Below are 22,753 nucleotides of genomic sequence, written 5' to 3' on the forward strand. Positions count from 1 at the left end.
GATGTTAGGCCTCAAATGTTGGGCTTTACAACATATTTTTTGCGCCGCATTCTTTCATCGGCGGCGCAGCAATTTTTGCCGCTCCTGCCGCGACGGCGTCCCGCCCATCGCGCGTAATGCCATCCAGATCATGGGGAGAAGCGCATGTTCAAAGCGCTCGCAGGTCGCACTGTCATCGTCACCGGCGGCAGCAAGGGCATCGGTCGCGGCATAGCCCAGCGCTTTGGCGCGGCGGGGCTGAATGTGTTGGTGGTGGCGCGTTCGCTCGCGGATGCGGAGCGGGTCGCCGGCGAAATCGGGCCGCACGCCTCGGGCTTTTCCGCGGATGTGACGCAGGTGGAAGACTGTCAGGCCTTCGCCGCGGCGGCACTGGAGCGCTATGGCCGCATCGATGTGCTGTGTGCCAATGCGGGCATCTTTCCGGCGGCCAAGTTGGACGTCATGACCGGGGCCGACTTCGATCTGGTGATGAACACCAACATGAAGGGCACCTTCCTGTCGGTGCAGGCGGTGCTCGGGGCGATGAAGGCGCGCCGCTGGGGGCGGATCGTGCTCACCTCATCCATTACCGGCCCGGTGACCGGTTTCCCCGGATGGTCACATTATGGGGCATCCAAGGCTGCGCAACTGGGCTTCATGCGCACCGCCGCCATCGAACTGGCGCCATGGGGCATCACCATGAACGCGGTGATGCCGGGCAATATCCGCACCGAAGGGCTGGATGGGCTGGGTGCCGACTACATCGCCAAGATGGAGGCCTCGATCCCCTTCAAGCGCCTGGGCGGCGTGGAGGATATCGCCAATGCGGCGTTGTTCTTCGCCTCCGAGGAGGCGGGCTATGTGACGGGGCAGGGGATGGTGATCGACGGCGGGCAGATCTTGCCCGAATCCCTTGGGGCCCTGGAGGAAATGGGCAGCGCGGACTAATCTGCGCCAACAGCCTCGCCGCAGCACTCAGCGTGCGGCGGCGGAGGTCAGCCAGGACAGCAGGGGGTTGGCCGGTTCCGGCTTTGTGGGCAGGCTGGCCACCACCACCAGGCGGGTGACCTCGCCGCGCTTATAGGCAGCCAGGAACTTGTCATAGTCCCTGAACGAGACGCAGCCGTTGGAATCGCCGCGCGGTCCGAGCATGTAGGGATGGGTCAGGAAGCCGTCGCGGCCATACATCGGGTTGCCGCCCACAGGCTTCATGCGCAGCGCTTCCACCCCATGGAAGCGGGCCTCGCGCATGGTCAGGTCATAGGTGTTGGGCGGTGTGGGGCCGACCATCTTCTTGGCCACATGGCGCGGGTCGTCGAACATCTCGCCATAGCCGGAATGGGCTTCCATCTTGTCGCCATTGGGCATGTAGACGACGCGGCCCTTGATGTCATAGAGCGCGAAGCGGTCGCCCGGGCCGGGCAGCAGGGCTTGGCCCGCGGGCGTGGGTTCCTTCTCCAGCGGCCGGTCCGCCGGCTCGAGGCTGGCCACCTGCGGCTTTGCCTGCAACAGCGGGTTGCGACTGGGCAGGGGCGGGGCCGCTGACAATTGAGCAACGTCCGGCGGCGTCGCGCGCAGCGACTCATCCGGCGGCAGACCGCGACGGGCGCCCAGCGGATTGGCGGAGGGCAGCGGGACGACCCGCACGATCTCCACCGTCGGCGCCCGTGGCAGCGGCTCGTCGGCGATGGACGGCTCGGCGGTGGCGGTGCGCAGGAAAACGGAGGGCTTGGCGTCCAGCCCCGGCGCGAAGATCACGTTGGGCGTCGCTGCCACCAGGCCCGCAGAGCGGAAGGAACCGATGTCGTTGAGATCCACCGGCGGAATATCTTCCGCAAGGGCGGCCAGGTCTTCGGCGCGGATCATGCGGGTATCGGGCAGGGCGGGATCGGCGATGGTGGCCTTTTGCCCGCTCCAGCTGAACACAATCGCCGCAACCATCACGGCCGCTGCAGTGGCGCACAGACCGACGGCAATCGTCCCGATGATGGGCAGCAAAGTCCGCACGTGAGCCGGCTGATCGCTCCCGAACGAAACGTCATCCTCATCGTCGATCCAAGCCGAATACGTCATGATCCTCGTGACTCAAACGAACTGCGGCCTGATTCAAGCGGCGCGCTTACGGCTCGTGTCCGTGCGTCCCCGCCGTGCGCCAGTCGGCCCTGCCTTGTGTGTGCACGTTGCCGAAACTTGGTGACTATTCCCTTTACGATGCGACCTTAACCAAATCACGAAGGCGGGATTGTGAAGCCGATCACGACCGACCAACCGCCAGCGCCACCAAGGACCGCGGAGCTTGTCCGGGGCTCTCTAATAGACATTTCAAGCCCTTAAGTCCTCATTTGTCCAGCCCCCCGCTCAGAATGCAGTGCCCATCGGCATCGCCCGGCGGCGGCAATCCGGCACAGGCGGTGGATGGAACAGATTCGCCGCCGTCCCCCGGCCACACGGTCCATTTGTCCTACGCAGAGGTGGCATCAGCTGGCCGGTGGGTGGCGCGACCGTGCGGAGACCGGAGGCGGCACATGTGGGGCGGTATTCAGGTGCGTCTGAATGATCTCATTTAGTAAAAAGGTGTGGCTATGAGCATCGCTGAGCCGGTGACGATTCCGATGACAGGGCAATCCTCCCTTTCCGGGCTCTGGATGCGGCCTGCCGATGCGCGTGCCTGCCTTGTTCTCGCCCATGGCGCCGGTGCTGGCATGGGTCATCCGGCCATGACCGCGCTCGCCCTAGGGTTGGCCGAGCGCCGCATTGCCACGCTGCGCTATAACTTCCCCTTCATGGAGCGCGGCTCCAAGCGGCCCGATGCGCCGGCCGTGGCCCACGCGGCGGTGCGTGCCGCTGTCGCCGCGGCGGCCGGCCGCGCCGACGCTCTGCATCTGTTTGCCGGCGGGCGGTCCTTTGGCGGACGCATGACCTCGCAGGCGCAGGCGCTCCTCCCGCTGCCCGGCGTCCGGGGGCTGGTGTTCTTCGCCTTCCCGCTGCATCTGGCCGGCAAGCCGGCAGTCACCCGCGCGGACCATCTGGAGGACGTGCAGGTGCCGATGCTGTTCGTGCAGGGGACGCGGGACGCATTGGCGCAACGTGATCTCCTCGAGCCCGTGGTGGGCGGGCTCGGGTCGCGGGCGCATTTGGTTTTGGCTCAGGACGCGGACCATGCCTTCCATGTGCCTGCGAAAACAGGTTGCAGGGATACAGAGGTGCTGGCGCAACTCCTGGATGCCGCCGCTGAATGGATGCAGGGCATGCCTGCTTGAACAACAGACGCGCCGCGCAACAGGGCATGCGCCGAACGCATGGCCTGCGCCTTCCGCGCCGCTCGCTCGGTTGCGTCTGGCGCGGCGGAGTGCATCACTGGGCGGCACCGGGACGCCCCCATCTCCGTCCGCGCCGTTGGCGGGATGAGGCACGCGTCCCCAACAAAAGCCCGAGGACGCCATGCGCATCAAAGCCGCCGTGCTTCACGCCTCCCCCATTGCCAAGCCCTATGCCGAGACCCGCCCCCTGCGCATCGAAACCATTGAGCTAGACCCGCCGGGCGCCGACGAGGTGCTGGTCAAGATTGCGGCTGCGGGCCTGTGCCATTCGGACCTGTCGGTCATCAATGGCGATCGGCCGCGCCAGATCCCCATGGTGCTGGGCCATGAGGCTTCCGCGGTGGTGGTGGAAACCGGGGCCGGCGTCACCGATCTTGTCCCCGGCGATCATGTGGTGATGAGCTTCCTGCCCACCTGCGGTCACTGCCTGCCATGCGCGGAAGGCCGCGCCCAGCTCTGCGCGCCCGGCGCGGCGGCCAATGGGGCCGGCCTGCTGCTGTCCGGTGCGCAGCGGCTGCATTGCGACGATGGCACCGACGCCTATCATCATTGCGGGGTCTCGGCCTTTGCGGAATATGCGGTGATCTCGCGCCGCTCCATGGTCAAGATCGACCGCGACTTCCCGCTGGTGGAAGCGGCGCTGTTCGGTTGTGCGGTGATGACTGGGGTGGGCACCATCGTGAACACCTGCGGCGTGCGCCCCGGCCAGAGCGTGGCGGTGGTGGGGCTGGGCGGGGTCGGCCTGTCCTCGGTTCTTGGCGCTGTGGCCGCAGGGGCGGAACGGGTGATCGCCCTGGATCTGTCTCGGGCCAAATTGGATCTCGCGCTGTCCCTCGGCGCCACCGACGCCTTTCTGGCGAGCGATCCCGATGTGGTGGAAGCGGTGCGCGCGGCCACCAGCGGCGGCGTGGATCATGCGGTGGAGATGGCGGGCTCCGCTCCGGCGTTCGAACTGGCCTATAAGATCACCCGCCGCGGCGGCACGACGGCGACCGCCGGTTTGGCCAATCCCAATGCGCGGATCTCGCTGGCGCCGGTGCATCTGGTGGGCGAGGAACGGGTGATCCGCGGCAGCTACATGGGCAGCTGCGTCCCGGCGCGGGATATTCCGCGCTACATCGCCTTGAACCAGCGCGGGCGACTGCCGGTGGAAAAACTGCTGTCCGGCACCGGGCCGTTGGACGAGATCAATGCCGCGTTCGACCTGCTGGACCAGGGCAAAGTGGTGCGCCACGTCATCACCTTCTGACCCTTCCGGGCGGCAATTTTCGCGCTGGACGTTGACTATAGGAAATGCGGCTCATAGGGTCGTTAAAACGATTAGAACGTCTTTGCATTCCAAGGCTACGCCAAATCAGGCCGATGCAAAGGCAACAGGGGCTGAAGCCTCGCATGGGGGAAACGCATGAAACGCCTGCTTCTGGCCGGGTTCGGCCTTGTCATGTCCAGCGTCGTTCCGCTCACGGCTGCAGGCGCGGCCTATCCGGATCGGCCGATCTCGCTGATCGTGCCCTGGGGGGCAGGCGGCGGCACCGATGCGGTGGCACGGATGATCGGATCGCTGCTGGAGCGGGATCTTGGCCAGCCGGTGGCGGTGGTCAATCGCACCGGCGGACAGGGCGTTGTCGGTCATCAGGCGATCGCGGATGCTCCGCCGGACGGCTACACCATCGGCCTGCTGACCGTCGAAATCGGCATGATGCATTGGCAGGGCCTCACCAAGCTCGATTCGAGTTCTTACACGCCTTTGGCGCTGGTGAACGAAGACGCGGCCGGCCTGCAGGTGCGGGCGGATTCTCCCTACAAGACCGCAAAGGACGTCATTGACGACGTCAAGAAGAGCCCCGGGAAATTCAAGGCATCTGGCACCGGGCAGGGCGGCATCTGGCATTTGGCCCTGGCCGGGATGCTATCCTCGCTGAAGGTGGAGCCGTCCAGCGTGCCCTGGGTGCCGAGCCAGGGCGCTGCCCCCGGCCTGCAGGATTTGATGGCCGGCGGCGTGCAGATCGTCACCTGTTCGCTGCCCGAGGCGCGTTCGCTGATTGACGCCGGGCGGGTGAGAAGCCTCGCAGTGATGGGCAAGGAGCGTTCCAAGCTGATGCCGGACGTGCCAACCTTGAAGGAGGCTACCGGCAGCGATTGGACCATCGGCGCCTGGCGCGGCATTGCCGGACCCAAGGGCCTTCCGAAGGACGTCACCGACAAGCTCGGGGCGGCGTTGAAGAAAGCCTATGAAAGCAAGGAATACCAGGACTTCCTCACCAATCGCGGCTTCGGCGGGCGCTGGGCGGAAGGGGCCGCCTTCGGCACCTTCATGGCCGAGAGCGATGCCGCGCTGGGCGCGGTGATGAAAGAGGTCGGGATCGCGAAATAGTCGGGGTTCCGGCGTCCGGAGGGCTCAGCCCATGCGCGTCAACGATCTGGTTCTCGCCATTCTGGTGATGATCGGAGCCGCGGCCTTGGCCGCCGCGGCATCCACCTTGCCACCGATTCCGGGCCAGAAGTTCGGGGCCGACGTCTTTCCCATGGTCACCGCTGCGGGATTGTTTCTGTGCGGCCTTGTCCTGGCGGCGCAGGCGATGCGGGCCGGTCCGGGCCCGGTGGCGAGCCTGGGATGGGCGCGCGAATGGCCGGCGCTGATGCGGGCCCTCGGCACCTTGGGGGCCGTCGCGCTCTATATCGTGCTGGCGCCGCTCGCCGGCTTCATCGTGGCGTCCACCGTGCTGCTGCTGGCGCTGTTCCTGTTGCTGAAGGTGCGGCCGGTGGTGGCCGGCCCTGTGGCGCTCTTCGCCACCCTTTGCGTCTATTACGCCTTCGCCCACGGCCTGCGGGTGCCGCTGCCGCGCGGCGTCCTTGAGGGCCTGTTGTGATGGCTGCGATCGAGACCGGAATTGGCCTGGTCCTGCACTGGAACGTGTTGCTGACCATTCTGCTCGCGGCGGCCTTCGGCCTGGTGGTGGGGGCGATCCCGGGCCTGACGGCCACCATGGCCATCGCGCTGCTGGTGCCGATCACCTTCTTCATGGATCCCATCTCCGCGGTGGGGGCCATGATCTCCTGTTCCGCCATGGCCATCTTCGCCGGCGATATTCCCAGCACGCTCATGCGGATGCCGGGAACGCCCGCCTCCGCCGCTTATACCGATGAGTGCTATGCCATGACCCGCAAGGGGCAGGCGGAAGTGGCGCTGGGGGCCAATGTGCTGTTCTCCGCTTTGGGCGGACTGTTCGGCACGGCGGTTCTGATTGTCAGCGCCCCCTTGTTGGCGGAAGTGGCGCTGGGATTCTCCTCGTTCGAATATTTCTGGCTGGCCCTGCTAGGGCTGACCTGCGCCATCTTCATCGGTTCGGGATCGCCGGTGAAGGGATTGATATCCCTGTTCATCGGCTTGTTCGTGGCCTCCATCGGTCTGGACAATCCCGGCGGCATCCCGCGCTTTACGCTGGGCAATACCGACCTCATGAGTGGAGTGGATTTCATCCCGGCCATGATCGGCCTGTTTGCGGTCTCCGAGGTTATCCGCACCATGGCCGCCGGCGCCAAGGACTGGGATGTGAAGCAGACCGCGCTGGGCAATCCGCTGCGCGGCTGGGGCACCATGCTCATCAAATATTGGCCGCAGCAGGTGCGGGGCAACATCACAGGAACGGCCATCGGCATTCTTCCGGGCGCCGGGGCGGACATCGCCGCCTGGGTCTCCTATGCCATGAGCCGCAGGTTCTCCAAGACCCCGGAGAAATTCGGCACCGGGCATGTGGAAGGCATCATCGAGAGCACGTCGTCGAACAATGCCGCCCTGGCGGGGGCCTGGGTTCCGGCCCTCGTGTTCGGCATTCCGGGCGACAGCATCACCGCCATCGTCATCGGCGTGCTCTATCTGAAGGGGCTCAATCCTGGGCCGACCCTGTTCCTCAACAACCCCGAATCCATCTACGCGGTCTTCTTCATCTTCATCATCGCCAATATCGCCATGGTGCCGTTGGGCCTGATGGCGCTGAAGGCGGGGACGGCCTTGCTGCGGGTGCCCAGGCGCATCCTGATGCCGTTGATCCTGCTGTTCTGCATCGTCGGGGCGTTTGCGGTGAACAATTCGGTCTATGGCATCCTGCTCATGCTGGGCTTCGGTGTGCTGGGGTTCTTCATGGAAGAGCATGACGTGCCCATCGCGCCGTGCGTGCTGGGCATCGTGCTGGGCAAGATGCTGGAGGAGAGCTTCGTGACCTCCATGATCAAGTCCGACGGCGACCTGCTGGGCTTCTTCCAGCGACCGATCTCCGCAGGGCTCGGCGCCGTGACCATCCTGGTCCTGCTGCTGCCGCTGTGGACCTGGCTGCGCAAGAGCAAGGCGGCGCCCCAGACCAGCTGAAACCCAGTGGTCGCCGGCTTGCGATCCTCGCGGATAGCGCATTAACTGTGCCCGTGCGGGCCACAGAAGCCCGCCATGAGGAAATGCAGCCGGAGGTGTTGGCTGCGGTGGCAAGGTCCCACCGCGCTGACGGTTTAGTCCCTGAGGCGGACGCGCGTGTCATCAGGGCACCGTCAGGCCATGGTCACGCTTCCGCTGGGCCGGACGCGGGGGCTTTGCCCTTGCGCACCCCGTAGGGAAGGACGCGACATGGACCAACGGGACATCCGTTTGGCCTGGGAAACATTCCTCACCGACGGGCGCCCGCCAGCCGGCGTCCCCGCGACATTGCTGGCATCCTGGGAACGCTCGCGAACGCTCGGCGTCGGCGCCGGACGCACCGAGGCGCCGCTGGCCGACGCGCCGGAGATCTTCCGCCGGCGATCGCAAAATGCCGCTCTGGTGGGAGCCGCCCGGCCCGCGCTGGAGCGCTCCACCCGCTTCCTGGCCGATGCCGCCTCCATGATGATCCTGGCCGACGCCAGCGGCTTCATTGTCGAGACCGCCGGTGATCCGCGGGTCATGGACAAGGGGCGGCGCAACCATCTGGAGACTGGCGGGCGGTGGGATGAGGCCACCATCGGCACCAATGCCATCGGCACCGCTCTGGCGGATGGCCGTTCGGTGGAGATCTGCGGTGCCGAGCATTTCTGCGAGGAGGTACAGCGCTGGACCTGCGCCGCCACGCCGGTGCGCCATCCCCTGGATGGCGAACTGCTCGGCGTGGTGGATATCTCGGGGCCGGCGGCCTCGTTCAATCCGCAAAGCCTGTCGCTGGCGGTGGCAATTGGCCAGGAGATCGAGGCCTCTCTCGGTCGTGGCGCGAAGATGGAGCATGAAGTGCTGTTGCGGCATTTCGTGTCGAAGCGTTCCATCTGGCTGAGTGAAGACATCTTGGTGGTGGATCGGCGGGGCATGCTGGTGCATGCGGCGCACAAGGCCGGCGCGCCCGGCAGTGGACTGGCGAGCGACATCCGCCAGATGATCGGCACCGCCTCCCAGGAGGCATGGGAGGCCAATTGCCGCCGCCGCTTCCCCAATGCGAGCCTGGAGGTGGTGAAGCGGGATGAGGCGGTGGTCGGCTGCCTCATCGTTCTGCATCCCGCCCGACGCCGGTCGGCATCGCCGGCAGCGGTGTCCCGTCCCGCCGGAGAGGAGGGGCTCGCCTTCGAGCAGATCCTCGGCAACGACCCGGCGCTGCACGCGGCGCGCGAGCGCGCGCGGCGGCTGGCGGCCAACAGTCTGCCCATCCTCATCGAGGGGGAAACCGGCGTCGGCAAGGAATTGTTCGCCCGCGCCATCAAGGGCGCCAGCCCCGATCCCGACGGGCCGTTCGTGCCGGTGAATTGCGGCGGCATGGCCCGGGAGCTGATCGCCAGCGAACTGTTCGGCTATGCCAAAGGCGCCTTCACGGGGGCCGACGAACATGGCCGCGCCGGCAAGATCGAGAAAGCCGATGGCGGAATCCTGTGCCTGGATGAGATCGGCGAAATGCCCCTCGACCTGCAATCCTATCTGCTGCGGGTGCTGGAGGATGGCGTGGTCTATCGCGTGGGCGAGCATGAGGGCCGCCGGGTCACTATCCGCATCCTGGCCATGACCAATCGCGATCTGCTGGCGGAAGTGGAGGCGGGGCGGTTCCGCCGCGATCTCTACTATCGCATCGCCGCCGCGCGGTTGCGGATTCCACCGCTGCGGGAGCGGGGCGCCGATGTGGTGCTGCTGGCACGGAGGTTCGCTGATGTGGCGGCAGCCCGCCTGAGGCGGAGCGCGCCAGTCTTTTCTGCCAAGGCATTGGAGCGCATGCAGGCCTATGGCTGGCCCGGCAATATTCGCGAGCTGCGCAATGTGGTGGATACGCTGGTCGCCTTGGCGGAAGGCGACCGGCTGGACGAACACGACCTGCCGCCCGAGGTGCTGGCGACGCCCCACCTTGCGCAATCTCCGAGTAGTGCCGGACCGCTCAATAGCGGCAATGATAGCCCCGCACCGCTGTCGGGTGTGGATCTGAAGGCGGCTGAACGGGCGGCCATTCTCGCCCAGGTCAATGCCTGCGGCGGCAACCTCACCGAAGCGGCGCGGCGCCTGGGCATCGCCCGCTCGACGCTTTATGTGCGCCTGGCCGAATATGGCGACGGGCGGGCCCTCAAGAACTGAGCGCTGTTCCTGCTCGGTGTCCGCCCTCTGGACGCCCGCGTCGCGCACAGTTCGATATTCGGACGTTCGCAGACGCAAAGCGAAAACTGTGCAGGCGCGGTAAGGTATTGCAAGAGTTGAACTGACCAGCTGCCCAGTAAACTGGCACGCCTTGTGCCCCTTTCCAGATAGCCCGGCTCAGCAGAAGCCGGCTCGGACAGGAGGACACGCGTGAACATCCAGGCACGGCACGTCAGAAGCGTCCAAGTGCTCGGCATTGATGCCGGTGGCACCATGACCGATACGTTCTTCGTCGATTCCGATGGCGATTTCGTCGTCGGCAAGGCGCAGAGCACTCCGCAGAATGAGGCCCTCGGCCTCATCGCCTCCAGCGAGGATGGGCTCGGCAGCTGGGGCCTGTCGCTGGCGGAGGGGCTTCAGGGCCTCCAGACCGGCGTCTATTCCGGCACCGCCATGCTGAACCGCGTGGTCCAGCGCAAGGGGCTGAAATGCGGCCTGATCGTCAATGCGGGCATGGAGGACTTCCACCGCATGGGCCGGGCGATCCAGTGCTATCTGGGCTATGCCTATGAGGATCGCATCCACCTCAACACCCATCGCTATGACCCGCCGCTGGTGCCGCGCAATCTCACCCGCGGGGTGGCCGAGCGCATCGACATGTTCGGCACCGTGGTCATCCCGCTGCGGGAGGAGACCGCCCGCGCCGCCGCCCGCGATTTGATCGCGGCGGATGTGGAAGGCATCGTCATCAGCCTGCTGCATTCCTACAAGAACCCGGCCCATGAGCGCCGGGTGCGCGACATCGTCATCGAGGAAATCGCCAAGAGCGGCAAGGCGATCCCGGTGTTCGCCTCGGCGGATTATTACCCCGTTCGCAAGGAAACCCACCGCACCAACACCACCATCCTGGAAGGCTATGCGGCCGAGCCCTCGCGGCAGACGCTGAAGAAGATCTCCGACGCCTTCAAGGAGCATGGCACCAAGTTCGATTTCCGGGTGATGGCCACCCATGGCGGCACCATCTCCTGGAAGGCGAAGGAACTGGCCCGCACCATCGTCTCCGGCCCCATCGGCGGCGTCATCGGCGCCAAATATCTCGGCGAAGTGCTCGGCTACAACAACATCGCCTGCTCCGACATCGGCGGCACCTCGTTCGACGTGGCGTTGATCACCCAGGGCGAGCTGACCATCAAGAACGACCCGGACATGGCGCGCCTGGTGCTGTCGCTGCCTCTGGTGGCCATGGACAGCGTGGGCGCGGGGGCCGGCTCCTTCATCCGGCTCGATCCCTACACCAAGGCCATCAAGCTGGGGCCGGATAGTGCCGGTTACCGGGTGGGCGTGTGCTGGAAGGAGAGCGGCATCGAGACCGTGACCATCTCCGACTGCCACATGGTGCTGGGCTACCTGAACCCGGACAACTTCCTCGGTGGGGCGGTGAAACTGGATCGCCAGCGCTCGGTGGATGCCATCAAGAAACAGGTGGCCGATCCCTTGGGCCTGTCGGTGGAGGATGCGGCGGCGGGCGTGATCGAGCTGCTGGACAGCGACCTGCGCGACTATCTGCGCTCGATGATCTCAGCCAAGGGCTACAGCCCGCAGAGCTTCGTCTGCTTCTCCTATGGCGGCGCCGGCCCGGTGCACACCTATGGCTATACGGAGGGTCTCGGCTTCGAGGACGTGATCGTGCCGGCCTGGGCGGCGGGCTTCTCCGCCTTCGGCTGCGCGGCCGCGGATTTCGAATATCGCTACGACAAGTCCCTGGACATCAACCTGGCGCCGGATGCCTCCGACGCTTTGTCGGAGAAGGCGTCCAAGACCCTTCAGGCGGCGTGGGATGAACTCACCCACAATGTGCTGGAGGAGTTCAAGCTCAATGGCTACGACGCCGACCAGGTGACGCTCCAGCCCGGCTACCGCATGCAGTATCGCGGCCAGCTCAACGATCTGGAGATCGAGTCGCCGCTGCCGTCCGCCGACACCGCGCAGGACTGGGCCAAGCTGGTGGATGCGTTCAACGCCACCTACGGCCGGGTCTATGCGGCCTCTGCCCGCTCGCCGGAGCTGGGCTATTCGGTCACCGGCGCCATCATGCGCGGCTCGGTGCCGATCCAGAAGCCGAAGATCCCCAAGGAGCCCCTGGAGGGCGAGACCCCGCCGGCCGACGCCTTCCTCGGCACCCGCAAGTTCTATCGCAAGAAGCGCTGGGTGGATGCGCAGCTCTACCGGATGGAAAGCCTGCGCCCCGGCAACCGCGTCGCCGGCCCCGCCATCATTGAATCCGATGCCACCACCTTCGTGGTGCCGGACGGGTTTGAGACCTTCCTCGACGGCCACCGCCTCTTCCATCTCAAGGAAGTCTGAGCCCGGCCTGTCCATCCCCAATCAAATCAAGGAAACGCCAAGATGAACGTCAATGTCCGGCCCCAGGGCGCCCAAGGCGCCACGCGCGGCATCGTGCGCGGCGGGGAAACGCTGAAAGAGCATCGTGACCGCCTGATGGAGGCGACCAAGCGCACCAAGCACTATGCGGGCTTGGAGAAGCTGGAACTGCGCGACACCCAGCCCATCCATTACAACAAGCTGTTCTCCCGCCTGCGGGCCGGGGTGGTGGATGCGCGCGAGACCGCCAAGAAGATCGCCGCCTCGCCCATCGTCGAGCAGGAGGGCGAACTGTGCTTCACCCTCTATAATGCGGCGGGCGACAGCATCCTGACCTCCACCGGCATCATCATCCATGTGGGCACCATGGGTGCGGCGATCAAATACATGATCGAGAATGACTGGGAGAGCAATCCCGGCATCCATGACAAGGATCTGTTCTGCAACAACGATTGCCTGATCGGCAACGTGCATCCCTGCGACATTCATACCATCGTGCCCATCTTCTGGGAGGGCGAATTGATCGGCTGGGTGGGCGGCGTCACCCACGTCATCGACACCGGCTCGGTGGGTCCCGGCTCCATGTCCACGGGGCAGGTGCAGCGCTTCGGCGACGGCTATCAGATCACCTGCCGCAAGGTGGGGGCCAACGACACTTTGTTCCGCGACTGGCTGCACGAAAGCCAGCGCATGGTGCGCACCACGCGCTATTGGATGCTGGACGAACGCACCCGCATCGCCGGCTGCCACATGATCCGCAAGCTGGTGGAAGAAGTGGTCGCGGAAGAAGGCATCGAGGCCTATTGGAAATTCGCCTATGAGGCGGTGGAGCACGGCCGCCAGGGGTTGCAGAACCGCATCAAGGCCATGACCATTCCCGGCACCTACCGGCAGGTGGGCTTCGTGGACGTGCCTTACGCCCATGAGGACGTGCGGGTGCCGTCCGATTTCGCCAAGCTCGACACCATCATGCATTCGCCCTCGGAGATCACCATCCGCGGCGACGGCACCTGGCGGCTCGATTTCGAAGGCGCCAGCCGCTGGGGCTGGCACACCTATAATGCCCATCAGGTGAGCTTCACTTCGGGCATCTGGGTGATGATGACCCAGACGCTGATCCCCTCGGAAATGATCAATGACGGCGCGGCCTACGGCACCGAGTTCCGGCTGCCCAAGGGCACCTGGATGAACCCGGACGACCGCCGCGTCGCCTTCTCTTATTCCTGGCACTTCCTGGTGTCGTCCTGGACGGCGCTGTGGCGCGGCCTGTCCCGCTCCTATTTCGGGCGCGGCTATCTGGAGGAGGTGAATGCCGGCAATGCCAACACCTCCAACTGGCTGCAGGGCGGCGGCTTCAACCAGTATGACGAGATCCATGCGGTGAATTCGTTCGAATGCGCCGCCAACGGCACCGGGGCGACCGCGGTGCATGACGGCCTCTCCCATGCCGCCGCCATCTGGAATCCGGAAGGCGACATGGGCGACATGGAGATCTGGGAACTGGCGGAGCCGCTCATCTATCTGGGCCGCCAGATCAAGGCCTCGTCGGGCGGCGCCGGCAAGTATCGCGGCGGCTGTGGCTTCGAGAGCCTGCGCATGGTCTGGAACGCCAAGGACTGGACCATGTTCTTCATGGGTAATGGCCACATCACCTCCGATTGGGGCCTGATGGGCGGCTATCCCGCCGCCTCCGGCTATCGCTTCGCCGCCCATGATACCGGGCTGAAGGAGCTGATCGCCTCCGGTGCGCCGCTCCCGTTCGGCGGCGACACCGACCCGCAGAACCCGACCTGGGATGCCATGATCCCCGATGCCAAGATCAAGCGCGATAAGCAGGCGATCACCACCGAGGAGATGTTCAAGGATTACGACCTCTATCTCAACTACATGCGCGGCGGCCCCGGCTTCGGCGATCCCATCGACCGCGATCCGCAGAGTGTGGTGGATGACATCAACGGCGGCTATCTGATCGAGCGATTCGCCCTCCAGGTTTATGGCGTGGTGGCGGCAAAGGGGGCGGACGGCGCCTTCACGGCGGACATCGCGGCGACAACCGCGCGGCGCAAGGAGATCCGCGCCGAGCGGCTGGCAAAGTCGGTGCCCACCCGCGAGTGGATGAAGGGCGAGCGGGAGAAGATCCTGGCCAAGGACGCGGGCGACCACGTCAAGCAGATGTTCGCCTCCTCCTTCAAGCTTGGGCCGCGCTTCTTCAAGGATTTCCAGACCTTCTGGGACCTGCCGGCGGATTGGAAGCTGCTGGAGGAAGAGATCGGCATCCCGCACTACGGCTCCCATTACCACATGGACGTCTCCGAGCTGCCCGACGTGAAGACCGTCCAGTTCGTTGAGCAATAGCGCATCCGGCACCGGCGGCTCGCCGGTGCCATCCGCCGCAATGATCAAGAAATCAGGAGGACACCATGGCCTATACCCGCGCCAAGATCGCCGATCTGGTGGACGGCAAGATCGATCACGATACCCTGCACCAGATGCTCGCCACCCCGAAGGACCCGGAGCGCTTTTCCATCTATCTGGAGATCCTGCAGCAGCGCATGCCGTGGGATGACAAGATCATCCTGCCGCTCGGCCCCAAGCTCTACATGGTCCAGCGCAAGGATACCAAGCAGTGGAAGATCCGCTGCGAATGCGGCCACGATTTCTGCGACTGGCGGGAGAACTGGAAGCTGTTCGCCCGCGTGCATGTGCGCGACACGCCGGAGAAGATGGAGGAAATCTATCCGCGCCTGATGACCCCCACCTCAAGCTGGCAGGTGCTGCGGGAATATTATTGCCCGGAATGCGGTACCTTGCATGATGTGGAGGCGCCCACCCCCTGGTATCCGGTGATCCGCGACTTCGAGCCGGACATCGACACCTTCTACAAGGACTGGCTCGGCCTGCCGGTGCCGGAGCGGGTGGAAGCGGCGTGAGGGGCGCTCAGGCCGCCGGATAGAGCGGCGCCAGACGCGCGCGGCGGACGGTCTTTTGCGACCGCTGCCGCGCGCGCTTTTCCAAGCGCCAGGCGGCCATGAAGCTGCGTCCCTGCCAGGGTGTGGCGGCTCCCCCATAGAGGTGCGCGCAGAGCGCTTCGACACCGGCGGCCATCTCCGAGGTTGACAGGGGGCCGGCCAAGGACGGCTGAACCGGCCCTGCGGCCGGGGGCATGAAGCCGAGCCAATCCAGGAAGGCGCGGTGCGCGCCGGCGGCATCATTGACCGCGCAGGCGGCCTGGAGCGCCGCTTCCGCCGCCGCCACCGTGCGGGCCTTGGCGACGCGAGGCCGTGACGGCTGGACGCGCGCCACGGCGCCTGCGGGCAGCACGGAGGACTGGGGCCGCGGGGCGGGCGTATTGCGTCGCTGCCGGGCCCGGCGAACTCCGGTCCAGAGCAAGCCTATGCCCAAGCCGCCGAGGAGCAACACCGTCAGCGCCATTAGCCGATCGCGGCTGAGCAGAGCCAGCAGGGCGAGGACGCGGGCGGTCAGATCGTCCTGCGGTGCCGCAGGTGCGGCGCCAGTTGCCATGGGCGCGGAACCCGGGCCCGCGTCCGCGGTGGCAGGAGCCGGGGCGCGCGCGACCGCGCCGGGCTGCACCTGGAAGGTTTCCGCGGGCAGCAGGGCGAGTTCCTGCTTCTTGGTATCGACGTTCCACCACGGCACCTCGATGGCCGGCAAGGTGAATTCACCGGCGTGGGTGGGCACCACCGAAATCGTCTTCATCAGGATGGCACCGGCCTCGCCCTGCACCGGGCGGCTCTCCGCGCGGCTGGCCTCCTCATATTGGCGCAATCCCGCCACCTCGGGTGGCACGATGGGCGGCAACTGGTTGGCGGCGGTGCCACGCGCTTCCAGGCGAATGGTGCGGGTCAGGGTATCGCCCACCTTCGCGGTCTCCGGCGGCTGCGACCAGCGGCTGGCGATGGTCACCCCACGGGAGGGCAGGAACCAGCCCGTGGCCGCCGCCGGGCGGTCCTGAACCGTCACTGTGACGGCATTGGACTTCAAGGTGAGGTCGCGGGCGAAATCGGGCGTATTGTTCAGCCACGGGGTGGGCACGCCACCCCGGCCGAGCAGTTGCGCCATCTCGGACGAGGCACTGTTGCCGGAATAGCCGGGCACCTTGGCGTTCAGTGTCACCGGCTCGATCTCGATCGGCCCGCTCTTCTGCGGGCGCATGAGATAGGCCTGTTCGGTGACGCGGTAGCGCTGCTTGCCGATGGTGCGGATATAGCTGCGCTGGTCGCCTTGCTCCACAAAGGTCGCACCCTGCGCCGTCGGCTTGCTCCAGGATGAGCCGGGCCGCAGGCCGACGCTGTCATAGATCCGCACCGAAATGGGCACTTCGCTCTGCACGAAGGGCGCCACGTCGCCCGCCTCCATGCGCACGAACAGCGGCCGGTCCTCCACCGTATTGCCGGTGGCCGACGGCACCACCTGGATCGGCACCGCAGGCGAGCTCAGCCCGGCCACCGAGAGGGGCGGAATGGTGATCTTGCCGCTCTTACGGGGGGCAAGGCTCAGCACCCATTCATTCACCTGAACCCGCTTGCCATCGACGATCATGTTGCGGCTGCGCCGGCCCTGGCCCACCACCTCGAAATCTCGGGTCAAGGGCGAGAGATCCGGCGGTTCGCGGCCGTCGCCGCCGGTCAGGCTTAGCACATATTCCACCGTCTCGCCGGCCACGATGGAAGACCGGTCCACTGTGGCGTTGAGGGTCGCCGCCAGCGCCGGCCCAAGGGCGAGCGCCAGCAGGGCGCAGCCCAGCATCACGCCACTGAGCGTGGCGCGCCACCGGTTGGGGCGAACGGGTATCGGGCGGCTCACGGCTCAGTCCACTCCCTGCACGGGAACAATGCCCCCCAGATAGTGGCTGCGAATGCGGGCGCGCAACAGGCCGGTGGGGTCGTCCGGCACCATGCGCAGGGCCTGCTCGCTATTCTGCTGCTGCTGCGCATCCAGCGGACGCGCGAGCGCGCCCGCTGCCGTCGGCGGCTGATCGGCGCGTGGCGGCGGCGTCTGCGGCGGCTGGGCAGGCGGCGGTGGGGTTTGCGGTGGCGGTGGCGGCGGCGCAGGTGGTGGCGGCGGGCTGCCCTGCGGCGGCGCGGGCTTGCCCGGCGCGTCCTTGCCCGGTTCCGGCTTGGCGGGCTGGCTGGGCTTTCCAGCCGGGTCCGGCTTGGCCGGCTCGGGCTTCTGGGGCTCCGGTTTTGCGGGCTCCGGTTTCTTGGGCTCGGGCTTGTTCGGCTTGTCCGCGGGCGAACCCTTGGGGTCGGGCTGCTTCTGGCCCTGATCGCCCGCTTGGTCCTTCTGGTCCTTTCCAGGCTTGTCCTGACCCGGCTTGTCCTGCCCGGACTTATCATCGCCGGGCTTCTTCTGGTCGCCCTTGTCCGATCCGGGGGACTTATCCTTGTCCTGATCCTGGCCCTGACCCTGACCCTTGTCCTTGTCCTTGTCTTTGTCCTTGTCCTGCTGCTTCTGCGCATCCAGCAGCCGCTGTACCAGGTCGCGATTGAAGATCGCGTCCTCGTCATTGGGATTGGCGGCGATGGCAGCGTCATAGGCGCTCAGCGCATCTTCCAGCTTGCCGGCGCGGGCCAATGCATTGCCGCGATTGTAGTCGCCACCGGGCTGCCGCTCGAAGCCTGACGCCGCCGTGGCGTAGTCGCCGGACTTGTACTGGCTGCTGGCCTGCCAGGCGGGATCCTTGAAGCTGCGCGCGGCGGCGTCATAGGCGCCGTTTTCAAAGGCGCGGGCCCCCTGCTGGTCGGGGGTGCGCCACAGATTGTCCCAGCGGCTGCCGGTGCTCGGCGCGGCGGCGGCGCCGGAGGCCTGCGGCGGCGGGGCGAACACGTCATCCTGAGAAGCTGGGTCGGTGGAGACGGCGCCCGTGGGCGGGGCGGCGGAGGCGGTGCGCGGCGCGATCGCACCGGACAGGCCCGCCGCCAGAAGCAGCACGGCGATCCAGCCCCGGCGGAAGGCCAAGGAGGCGAGAAACGCGAGCGCAACGACCAGCCAGGGCCCCCGGTCGAGCCACTGGTCGGCGGACAGGCCGCTGTTCTGCAACTGGCTGGTGCCCAAGGCACCGGGCACTTTGGCAAAAATGGTGTCGAGGTCGCTGTCGTCGGCGGCAATGCGGGTGAAGCGGCCGTGGCCCGTGCGCGCCAGCTGGGTGAGGCGCTCGTCCTCCATCTGGGTGGCGCGCACGGTACCGTCGCGATTGCGCACGGTTCCCCCGTCATAGGACAGCAGCGGGGTCTTCTCGGGGGTGCCGACGCCGATCGCGCTCACCGTATAGCCCGCCTTCACCGCCGCCGCGGCGGCCTCCTGGGTGCGGCCAGGACGGTCGCCGGTTCCGTCGCCGATGAGCACGATGCGCCCGGTGCGCGCGCCGGCGTTGCGCAGCAGATCCACCGCCGTGGCGATGGCCAGATCCGGCCGGTCGTCCAGAACCGGCATCAGGTCGGTGGCCAGTTCCGGCACCATCTGGGCGATCACCCGCCCGTCCTCGGTCAGGGGCGCGGCCACGAAGGGGGCATCGGCGAAGATCACCAGCGCCACCTGACCGCCGCGCATGCGGGCAAGGATGTCGTCCACCTTGTGCCGCGCCGCCAGAAGCCGGGTGGGGTTCTGGTCCGGGGCGTTCATGGACTGGGCCAGACTCAGCACGATCACCGTCGGGTCGAGATGGTCCAGGGCCGGGGTGGGCAGTTTCTGCCAGGTGGGACCGGCCATGGCGAGACAGGCCAACATCCAGCCGAGCAGCAAAACGGAGATCGGCCAGCGGCGGCCCCGCGCGGTCTCCTGCAACGCCAGATGTTTCAGCAAATGGGCATCCACCAGTCCGCGCCAGGGGTTGCGCCCGGCGCCGATCCGCCGCCACGCCAGCACCGCCAGGAGAAGTGCCGGCACTACGGCCAGGAGCCATTCCGGTCGCAGGAAATGGAAGTCCGCCAGAGGCGGTGGCAACGGCATCATGGCTGTGCTCCCTCCGCTGTCGCGGCGGCGGCAGCCCGGCGGTGGCCACCGGCGGGGCGAAGCATGAGGCCGCCCAGCCCGAGGCTGAGCACCAGCGCCGCCCCCAGCGGCCATTGGAACAGGGACACTGTGGGGCTGAGGTACAAGGGATCGCCCGCCACCGGCTCCATCCGCGCGATATCGTCATAAATGGCGGCGAGGCCCTGGGCATCGCGGGCGCGGAAATAGCGCCCGCCGGTCAGCTCCGCGATCTTGGCCAACGCCTCTTCGTCCAGATCGAACGAGGGGTTCACCGTACGCTGCCCGACGGCGAAGGCATCGGCGCCCACGCCGATGGTGTAGATCTTCACTTGGTTTTGCGCCGCCACCTCCGCCGCCTGGATGGGGTCGAGAACGCCGGAATTGTTGGCGCCGTCGGTGAGCAGCACCAGCACCCGCTCATCGGCCGGGCGGTTGCGCAGGGTTTTCACCGCCAGCCCGATCGCGTCGCCGATGGCGGTCTCCTGGCCGGTGAGGCCGATGGAGGAGGAACGCAACAATTCGCGCACCACTTTGCGGTCGAAGGTCAGCGGCGTCTGGACGTAAGCGCGAGAACTGAACAGGATCAGCCCCACCCGGTCGCCGGTGCGGCGGGCGATGAAGTCATCCGCCACCGCCTTCACCACCGTCAGGCGATCGGTGGGGACGCCGTCATGGGTCAGGTCCTGCCGGGACATGGAGCCGGACAGGTCCACCGCCATCATCAGGTCTCGCCCTTCCACCGGCACCGGCACCGGTGCGCCCACATAGGCAGGGCGGGCGGCGGCGGCCACCAATAGCAGCCAGATCAGGCCCATGGCCGCCAGGGTCCAGATGCGGCGCGGTGGTTTTGCCGAGGCAAGTCCAGCCTTGCCGATCTCCGCGAAGAACGGAACCCGCAATGCCCCGGCGCGGGTGCGCGGGGCGGCAGGCACCAACCAGCGCACCAGCAGGGGAAGGGGGAGGAGGGCCAGCGCCCAGAGCCATTGGAACTGGATCATGCGTTGGCCTTGATCCAGCGTCGCAGCGACGCCACCAAAGCGGTGCGGTCCACGTTTGCCGAGGCCGGGGCCTGGGGCGGCAGATAGGGCGCCTTGGCCAGGAAGGCGCGGATGTCCGCCGGCACGCCGGCCTTGCCTTTGGCGAGATAGCCCTGCCAGGCCTCTCCGGTCAGGGCCGCCACTTCGGCTCGCCCCGGGCGGCTGAGCACGACGCGCCGGATTAGAACGGCGGCTTCCGCCGCCACGGCGCGGGAATCGGGATAGCGCGCATGGTCCTGCCCGATGGCTTCCAAGGCCTTCACGGCGCGATAGGACAGGGTCTGTCGTCGGCGCCATTCCAGATAGGCCAGGCCCAGCAGCGCCAGCACCACCAGCCCGGCGACGATCCACCAGCCCGGGGCTGGAGGCCAGAACGACACCTCTGGCGGCAGATGAATATCGCGCAGCTCCGCCAAAGGATCGGCGGGCGGCTCGGTGGAGGGGGCGGCCTGCGGGTCGATGGGCGGGGCGTTGAGCCAGGGGGCCGGCGCGGCGGCGGGCGGGGTTTTGATCTCGGGCATCAGGCCGCCCCCCGCACGCCGCTGCGCGTCCGCTGCATCCGCTCGGGGTGCAAGAGGATGGCGGGGTCGTCCCCAGTCTGGAGCGGAATGAAGGCCATGCCGCGCTGGCGGGAGAGGGCTTCCACCGCATCCCGCCGGGCGGCGAAGCGCTGGGCATAGGCGGCGCGCACGGCAGCACTGTCCGCATTCAGGCTGCTGATCGCCTCGCCGTCGCTGACCGGATAGTGCCCGCCGCGAGGCGTAGCGGCCTCAAGGGCATCGAACACGAACACGTTCGTGACCTGGCATTGCAATGACAGGCGGTTCAGCTCGCGGGCGGCGGCGGCATCGAAATCGTGGAAATCGCTCACCAGGAACACCAGCGTTCCCGGCCGCGACCCCTGGCGCAGGCGGCCGATGGCTTCCGCGAGGGTGGGTTCCAGGCGCGGCGGCGGCGCGCCGAAGCCGTTCTGGGTGGCTTCGGCCATGGCCTTGACGAAGCCGAGGATCCGCCCCCGGCTGCGCTGGGGGCGATGGGAGACAATGCCCGAGGGCATGACCACGGCGCCCCCCACACGGTCGCCGCCTTCCATGGACACCCAGGTGAGAACCGCCGCGGCCTTAGCCGCCAGAACCGACTTGAAGGTGTCGCGGGTCCCAAAGCGCATGAAGGTGCGGGCATCCAGCAGGATCAGCACCGGGCGCTCGCGTTCCTCCTGGAACAGCTTGGTATGGGTACGGCCGGTGCGGGCCGTCACCCGCCAGTCGATGGTGCGGATGTCGTCGCCCGGTTGGTAGGCACGGACCTCGTCAAACTCCATGCCGCGGCCGCGAAAGGCCGAGCGATAGCCGCCGTTCTGATGCGTGCGCACCCGCGCGGAGGGCGAAAAGCCGTCCGCGCCGCCGGGGCGGGTGGCGATCAGTTCGTCAAGCCGCGCCACCAGCCCGTAGAAGGCGGCACCGGAGAAGTCGGTCATCGGGGGCATCCGTGCGGGCGCCCGTTCACGCCACCGGCACGCGGGCCAGCAGGGTGTCGATGAAGGTATCCGCGTTCATGCCGTCCGCCTGGGCCTCGAACGTCATCAGGATGCGATGGCGCAAAGCGGACTTGGCGATGGCCTGCACATCCTCCGGCACCACATAGTCGCGGCCCCGTAGCCAGGCATGGGCGCGGGCGCAGCGATCCAGCGCGATGGTGCCGCGCGGGCTGGCGCCGAACGCCACCACCCCGGCCAGATCCGCGCCATAGAGTTCCGGTGCACGGGTGGCGAACACGAACTGGAGGATATATTCCTCCACCGCCTCCGACATATAGGTGGCGAGCGCATCGCGGCGGGCCGCGAAAATGGTTGCCTGGCTGATCTTCTGGCCGAAGGCGATCACTTCGCCCTGGGCCTCGCCGCGCACCAGCCGCAGGATCTGCCGCTCGGCGGCGAGATCGGGATAGTCAAGGCGCACATGCAGCAGGAAGCGATCCAGCTGGGCTTCGGGCAGCGGATAGGTGCCTTCCTGCTCGATGGGGTTCTGGGTCGCCATCACCAGGAACAGGTCGGGCAATTTGTAGGTGGTGCTGCCCACGGTGACCTGACGTTCCGCCATGGCTTCCAGCAGCGCCGCCTGGACCTTGGCCGGGGCGCGGTTGATCTCGTCCGCCAGGATGAAATTATGGAACACCGGTCCGGGCTGAAAGCTGAAGGTGCCGGTTTCCTGGCGATAGATGTCGGTGCCGGTCAGGTCCGAGGGCAGCAGGTCCGGGGTGAACTGGATGCGCTGGTCCTGGCAGTCGATGGCCTTGGCCAGGGCCTTGATGGCCTTGGTCTTGGCCAGTCCCGGCGCGCCTTCCACCAGGAGATGGCCGTCGGCCAGCACCGCCACCAGCAGGAGATCCACAAACTCGGGCTGGCCGAGAATGCAGGTATTCATGTAGGCGGCGAGGCGATCGAACACGCGCTGCAGCGTCTCATGGTCCGGCGGTGTCAC

The 22,753-nt window shown here is 66.9% G+C and carries 17 protein-coding genes; 10 read left to right on the forward strand and 7 right to left on the reverse strand.

Translation table 11 applies throughout. The features are described 5' to 3' along the window. The first annotated feature begins 144 nt into the window (after positions 1–144). A complete protein-coding gene (gene fabG / locus AAG816_RS00490; protein WP_341987326.1) occupies positions 145–927 on the forward strand; it encodes a 3-oxoacyl-ACP reductase FabG in 783 nt (260 codons plus the stop codon). A gap of 27 nt (positions 928–954) precedes the next feature. On the opposite strand, the gene AAG816_RS00495 is transcribed toward fabG, so the two are convergent. Next, positions 955–2,052, reverse strand: a complete 1,098-nt coding sequence (locus tag AAG816_RS00495) for a tlde1 domain-containing protein (RefSeq protein ID WP_341987328.1) — start codon at positions 2,050–2,052, stop codon at positions 955–957. Positions 2,053–2,561: 509 nt separating this feature from the next. Between AAG816_RS00495 and AAG816_RS00500 the strand changes: the two genes are divergently transcribed. From AAG816_RS00500 to AAG816_RS00540, 9 genes are all read left to right on the forward strand, one after another. Further along, on the forward strand, positions 2,562–3,239 hold the full coding sequence (locus tag AAG816_RS00500) for an alpha/beta family hydrolase (RefSeq protein WP_341987330.1): 678 nt from the start codon (positions 2,562–2,564) through the stop codon (positions 3,237–3,239). Between the two features lie 181 nt (positions 3,240–3,420). Next, positions 3,421–4,548 carry a zinc-dependent alcohol dehydrogenase family protein gene (locus AAG816_RS00505; RefSeq protein WP_341987331.1) on the forward strand — a complete coding sequence of 376 codons (1,128 nt, stop codon included), beginning with the start codon at positions 3,421–3,423 and terminating at the stop codon, positions 4,546–4,548. A 156-nt stretch (positions 4,549–4,704) separates the two neighbouring features. Next, entirely contained in the window at positions 4,705–5,673 is a 969-nt protein-coding gene (locus AAG816_RS00510) for a tripartite tricarboxylate transporter substrate binding protein (protein WP_341987333.1), read from the forward strand. Between the two features lie 31 nt (positions 5,674–5,704). Beyond that, positions 5,705–6,169, forward strand: a complete 465-nt coding sequence (locus tag AAG816_RS00515; protein ID WP_341987335.1) for a tripartite tricarboxylate transporter TctB family protein — start codon at positions 5,705–5,707, stop codon at positions 6,167–6,169. Further along, entirely contained in the window at positions 6,169–7,665 is a 1,497-nt protein-coding gene (locus tag AAG816_RS00520) for a tripartite tricarboxylate transporter permease (protein ID WP_341987336.1), read from the forward strand. The genes AAG816_RS00515 and AAG816_RS00520 overlap by 1 nt, the downstream gene beginning before the upstream one ends. A 249-nt stretch (positions 7,666–7,914) precedes the next feature. After that, a complete protein-coding gene (locus tag AAG816_RS00525; RefSeq protein ID WP_341987338.1) occupies positions 7,915–9,861 on the forward strand; it encodes a sigma-54-dependent Fis family transcriptional regulator in 1,947 nt (648 codons plus the stop codon). 210 nt (positions 9,862–10,071) lie between these two features. Next, positions 10,072–12,225, forward strand: coding sequence for a hydantoinase/oxoprolinase family protein (locus AAG816_RS00530; protein ID WP_341987339.1), 2,154 nt, complete (start codon positions 10,072–10,074; stop codon positions 12,223–12,225). Between the two features lie 42 nt (positions 12,226–12,267). Continuing rightward, the gene (locus AAG816_RS00535; protein WP_341987340.1) at positions 12,268–14,598 is read left to right on the forward strand and encodes a hydantoinase B/oxoprolinase family protein; all 2,331 of its coding nucleotides are present in this window, start codon (positions 12,268–12,270) and stop codon (positions 14,596–14,598) included. A gap of 65 nt (positions 14,599–14,663) precedes the next feature. After that, positions 14,664–15,173 carry an acetone carboxylase subunit gamma gene (locus AAG816_RS00540; RefSeq protein ID WP_341987341.1) on the forward strand — a complete coding sequence of 170 codons (510 nt, stop codon included), beginning with the start codon at positions 14,664–14,666 and terminating at the stop codon, positions 15,171–15,173. A 7-nt stretch (positions 15,174–15,180) separates the two neighbouring features. On the opposite strand, the gene AAG816_RS00545 is transcribed toward AAG816_RS00540, so the two are convergent. Genes AAG816_RS00545 through AAG816_RS00570 form a run of 6 tightly spaced genes read right to left on the reverse strand, consistent with a single transcriptional unit; the run spans position 15,181 to position 22,696 of the window. Then, positions 15,181–17,067: a BatD family protein gene (locus AAG816_RS00545; RefSeq protein WP_341987342.1), complete on the reverse strand. Its 1,887-nt coding sequence runs from the start codon at positions 17,065–17,067 to the stop codon at positions 15,181–15,183. A gap of 3 nt (positions 17,068–17,070) precedes the next feature. Next, the gene (locus tag AAG816_RS00550; RefSeq protein ID WP_341987343.1) at positions 17,071–19,215 is read right to left on the reverse strand and encodes a VWA domain-containing protein; all 2,145 of its coding nucleotides are present in this window, start codon (positions 19,213–19,215) and stop codon (positions 17,071–17,073) included. Beyond that, positions 19,212–20,234: a VWA domain-containing protein gene (locus AAG816_RS00555; protein ID WP_341987345.1), complete on the reverse strand. Its 1,023-nt coding sequence runs from the start codon at positions 20,232–20,234 to the stop codon at positions 19,212–19,214. The genes AAG816_RS00550 and AAG816_RS00555 overlap by 4 nt, the downstream gene beginning before the upstream one ends. Then, positions 20,231–20,794: a DUF4381 domain-containing protein gene (locus AAG816_RS00560; protein ID WP_341987346.1), complete on the reverse strand. Its 564-nt coding sequence runs from the start codon at positions 20,792–20,794 to the stop codon at positions 20,231–20,233. The genes AAG816_RS00555 and AAG816_RS00560 overlap by 4 nt, the downstream gene beginning before the upstream one ends. Then, on the reverse strand, positions 20,794–21,750 hold the full coding sequence (locus AAG816_RS00565) for a DUF58 domain-containing protein (protein WP_341987348.1): 957 nt from the start codon (positions 21,748–21,750) through the stop codon (positions 20,794–20,796). Before AAG816_RS00565 ends, AAG816_RS00560 begins: the two co-directional genes overlap by 1 nt. 25 nt (positions 21,751–21,775) lie before the next feature. Continuing rightward, entirely contained in the window at positions 21,776–22,696 is a 921-nt protein-coding gene (locus AAG816_RS00570; protein WP_341987551.1) for a MoxR family ATPase, read from the reverse strand. Positions 22,697–22,753 lie beyond the last annotated feature (57 nt).

This window comes from Azorhizobium sp. AG788, assembly GCF_943371865.1.
Lineage (GTDB): Bacteria > Pseudomonadota > Alphaproteobacteria > Rhizobiales > Xanthobacteraceae > Azorhizobium.